The sequence below is a fragment of the Marinobacter sp. UBA3607 genome, assembly GCF_002375525.1.
Taxonomy (GTDB): domain Bacteria; phylum Pseudomonadota; class Gammaproteobacteria; order Pseudomonadales; family Oleiphilaceae; genus Marinobacter; species Marinobacter vinifirmus.
In genome coordinates this window covers 79,352-82,885 of record NZ_DFLY01000004.1, presented here as the reverse complement: position 1 = coordinate 82,885, position 3,534 = coordinate 79,352, and the positions used below count along the sequence as shown (strand labels likewise).

The window sequence follows — 3,534 nt, the reverse complement described above, 5'->3', positions numbered from 1 at the left end:
TTGGGGCCTTCGTAGCGGATCACCAGTACATCGCCGGCCACCACCGTGCCGTCGAGAATGCGCTCCTGGGCTTCTTCTTCAGAATGGAACACCCGCGCGCGGCCGGAGAAGTGGGTGCCTTCCTTGCCGGTGATTTTCGCCACCGAGCCTTCCGGCGCCAGGTTGCCGAACAGGATGCGCAAATGACTGTCGGCTTTGATGGGGTTTTCGAAGGCCCGGATGATCTGCTGGTCTTCCGGGTAGGGGGGTACGCTCGCGAGGTTTTCAGCCAGGGTTTTGCCAGTAACGGTCATGCAGTCTCCGTGCAGCAGGCCCCTCTCCAGCAGCATTTTCATCAACGGCTGAATACCGCCGATGGCAACCAGCTCAGACATCATGTAGTGACCGGACGGGCGCAGGTCGGCCAGTACCGGCACCTTTTTGCCAATGCGCACGAAATCCTCCAGCGACAGCTCAACGCCGGCGGTACTGGCCATGGCCAGCAAGTGCAGCACCGCATTGGTGGAGCCGCCCAGGGTGATCACCACGGTAATTGCGTTCTCGAACGCCTCGCGGGTCATGATGTCGGAAGGCTTGATATCTGCTTCCAATAGCTTCAGCACGGCCGCACCGGCGGCCTCACAATCGGCCAGCTTGGTGTCAGACACCGCATTCTGTGCCGAACTGCCCGGCAGGCTCATACCCATCGCCTCGATGGCCGAGGCCATGGTGTTGGCGGTGTACATGCCACCACAGGAACCCGGCCCCGGAATGGCGGTTTCCTCGATCTGCTTCACCTCAATCAGGTCCATATTGCCGCGGGCATGGGCACCCACCGCTTCGAACACCGAAATGATGTCGGTGTGATTCTCACCGGGCATGATGGTCCCGCCATACACAAACACCGACGGCCGGTTAAGCCGCGCCAGCCCCATCATGCAGCCCGGCATGTTCTTGTCACAGCCCCCGATCGCCACCAGCCCGTCAAAACCCTCACAGCCGGCCACCGTCTCAATCGAATCCGCAATCACCTCCCGCGACACCAGCGAATACTTCATCCCCTCCGTGCCGTTGGCAATGCCGTCTGAAATCGTGATGGTGTTAAAAATCAGACTCTTGCCGCCCGCTGCATCTGCCCCCTTGGCGGCTTCCCGGGCCAGCCCGTCAATGTGCATATTGCAGGGCGTCAGATTACTCCAGGTAGAGGCAATACCCACCTGCGGCTTCCGAAAGTCCTCATCCTGAAACCCCACCGCCCGCAACATCGCGCGACTGGCAGACTTGTTAATACCATCCACCACCGGAGCGGAATAACGACGTCGTTTATCCGTGGTCATATCAAAACCTCCCAATCTAAAGTCGTTAACGAAATCAGTCTCTCACCAGCAAAACCCACAAAGCCCCAAAGCGCAACCTCTGTCAAAGAAGCGCCGCAGGCAAAAAACAGCTTATACCAGAGCTGCCCGTCGGCAGTGGGGACAACTCAGGCCCGGTAAGTTTTCCTGTGAACCCGCCAATGCCCGTCGGCGCGGGGTGGCTGTTGGATTTTTTGCCGGAAAAAGATGTCTGAGCGAAGCGAGTTGTTTTTCCAAAAAAAATCCAACAGCCACCCCGCAAGCCCGCCCGCACAACCGGAAGTCTGGGAGCCAGACCCTCAGGCAGAAACCGAACGAACAGCCGCCTGTTCCTGAAGGGCCACCTCAACAACCGTATGCAGCTTCTCCAGCTGCGAACGTAACATACCGATAGGCCGGCTACCCGAAAGGGTCAGGGCGATATTTAGGTGGTCATCGGCGGCCTCCATAGACATGCGCGAAATCCGGAAACCCCGAACCCGAACCACCTGGCACAGGCGCTCCAGTGCAGCCGCTTCCTGATTCATGCGGCAGTTTAACGTGTAGCTAGGCATAGCCGTCTGGGATTGCGGGTTCATGCTACGTTCTCCTTGTTTGCAGTGCTGGTGCGCTTGGTTTCGTCGATCATGTCACGGTTGCTGCCGCCGGGTTTAACAATCGGCCATACGTTTTCTTCCCGGCTGATGGCCACGTGCAGCAGCATCGGGCCGTCGTAGGCCAGGATGGTTTCTATGCCCCGGCGGATCTGGTCGGTGCGGTCTATGTGCAGGGCCGGGATATCGAAGGCGCGGGCCATGGCCACGAAATCCGGGTTGTCGTCCAGGTTTATGTGGCTTTCCCGGTTGTTGTAGAACAGCTCTTGCTGCTGGCGCACCATGCCCAGACACTGGTTGTCGAGGATGATCAGCTTCAGGGGCAACTTGTACCGGCGGATGGTTGCCAGTTCCTGGGCGTTCATCATGAACGAGCCATCGCCGGTTACGTTGATGACGGTGCTGTTTCGGTCGGCAAACTGCGCGCCGATGGCCGCCGGCAGGCCGAAGCCCATGGTGCCCAGGCCGCCGCTGGTGAGGTGTCGGCGGGGGTGGTCAAACTCGTAATGCTGGGCAACCCACATCTGGTGCTGGCCTACGTCACAGGCGATGACCGTGTCATCCGGGGCGGTGCGGGACAGCTGGCGGATGAAGGCCGGGCCGGTGATGGGGGCCATGGGCTCTTCGTTATCCGCGGCCTTGAAACCACCGGTGGTGTGCCAGGTCTGGCATTGCTTTTGCCAGTCGGCGATGGCCAGCGACTCGCTTTCCAGAGCGGCAATGAATGCCACCAGAATGGCGTTCAGGTCGCCGCGCAGCGCCAGGTCGGCCTCCCGGAGTTTATTGATCTCGGCGGCATCGGCGTCGATGTGGATCATTTTCGCGTTGGGGGCGAAACCGTCCAGTTTGCCGGTGGCGCGGTCGTCCAGGCGGGCGCCGACTACGAACAGCAGGTCGCATTCTTCGACTGCCTTGTTGGCGGCGCGGGAGCCGTGCATGCCTAACATGCCCAGGTTATGGGGATTGTGCTTACCAGCGTTGCCGATGCCTTTAAGGGTAACAACGCCCGGCAGGCCGGAGGTTTCGGCAAAGGCGCGGAAGCTGTCTTCGGCCTGGGCCAGGGAAACGCCGCCGCCACTGTAGAGCAGGGGGCGCCGTGCCGAGCGCAGCATGGCCAGGGCGCGGGTGATGTCCGGGCAGTGGGCGTCCGGTGAGGGCGCAGTGGCCGGTGAGGCAGTCGCCACTTCCGTCAGCAGGACGTCTTTGGGAATATCAATCCACACCGGCCCCGGGCGGCCGCTTTGGGCCAGCTGGACGGCTTCTTCGATGATCACCGGCAGTGCTTCGGCATCGTCCACCAGGTAGCTGTGCTTAACGATGCCCAGGGTCATGCCCAGAATGTCGGTTTCCTGGAAGGCATCGGTGCCGATCATGCTGGTGGCTACCTGCCCGGTGATTACCAGCATGGGGATGGAATCCATATAGGCATTGGCAACGCCGGTGATCAGATTGGTGGCACCGGGGCCGGAGGTGGCGATGCACACGCCAATCTCGCCACTGGCACGGGCATAGCCGTCGGCGGACAGGGCGCAGGCCTGTTCGTGGCGGCACAGCACGTGTTCCACACCGACATCGTCCACCAGGGCATCGTATAGCGGCATGATGCA

General features: G+C 60.9%; 3 protein-coding genes. All 3 read right to left on the bottom strand.

Annotated features, from left to right (window positions below):
- Positions 1–1,316 (bottom strand): dihydroxy-acid dehydratase (locus tag B2589_RS01105; RefSeq protein ID WP_286815345.1); only part of this gene is annotated, 1,316 nt, incomplete at its 3' end.
- 317 nt (positions 1,317–1,633) lie between these two features.
- A complete protein-coding gene (locus B2589_RS01100; RefSeq protein WP_286815344.1) occupies positions 1,634–1,912 on the bottom strand; it encodes an ACT domain-containing protein in 279 nt (92 codons plus the stop codon).
- On the bottom strand, positions 1,909–3,534 hold a 1,626-nt coding region (ilvG, locus tag B2589_RS01095), incomplete at its 5' end, for an acetolactate synthase 2 catalytic subunit (protein ID WP_286815343.1). The genes ilvG and B2589_RS01100, both read right to left, overlap by 4 nt.

What these genes read in the sequence shown, in the direction of transcription:
- B2589_RS01100 (WP_286815344.1), bottom strand. Translation starts at nt 1,912, where the DNA reads ATGAACCCGCAATCCCAGACGGCTATGCCTAGCTACACGTTAAACTGC.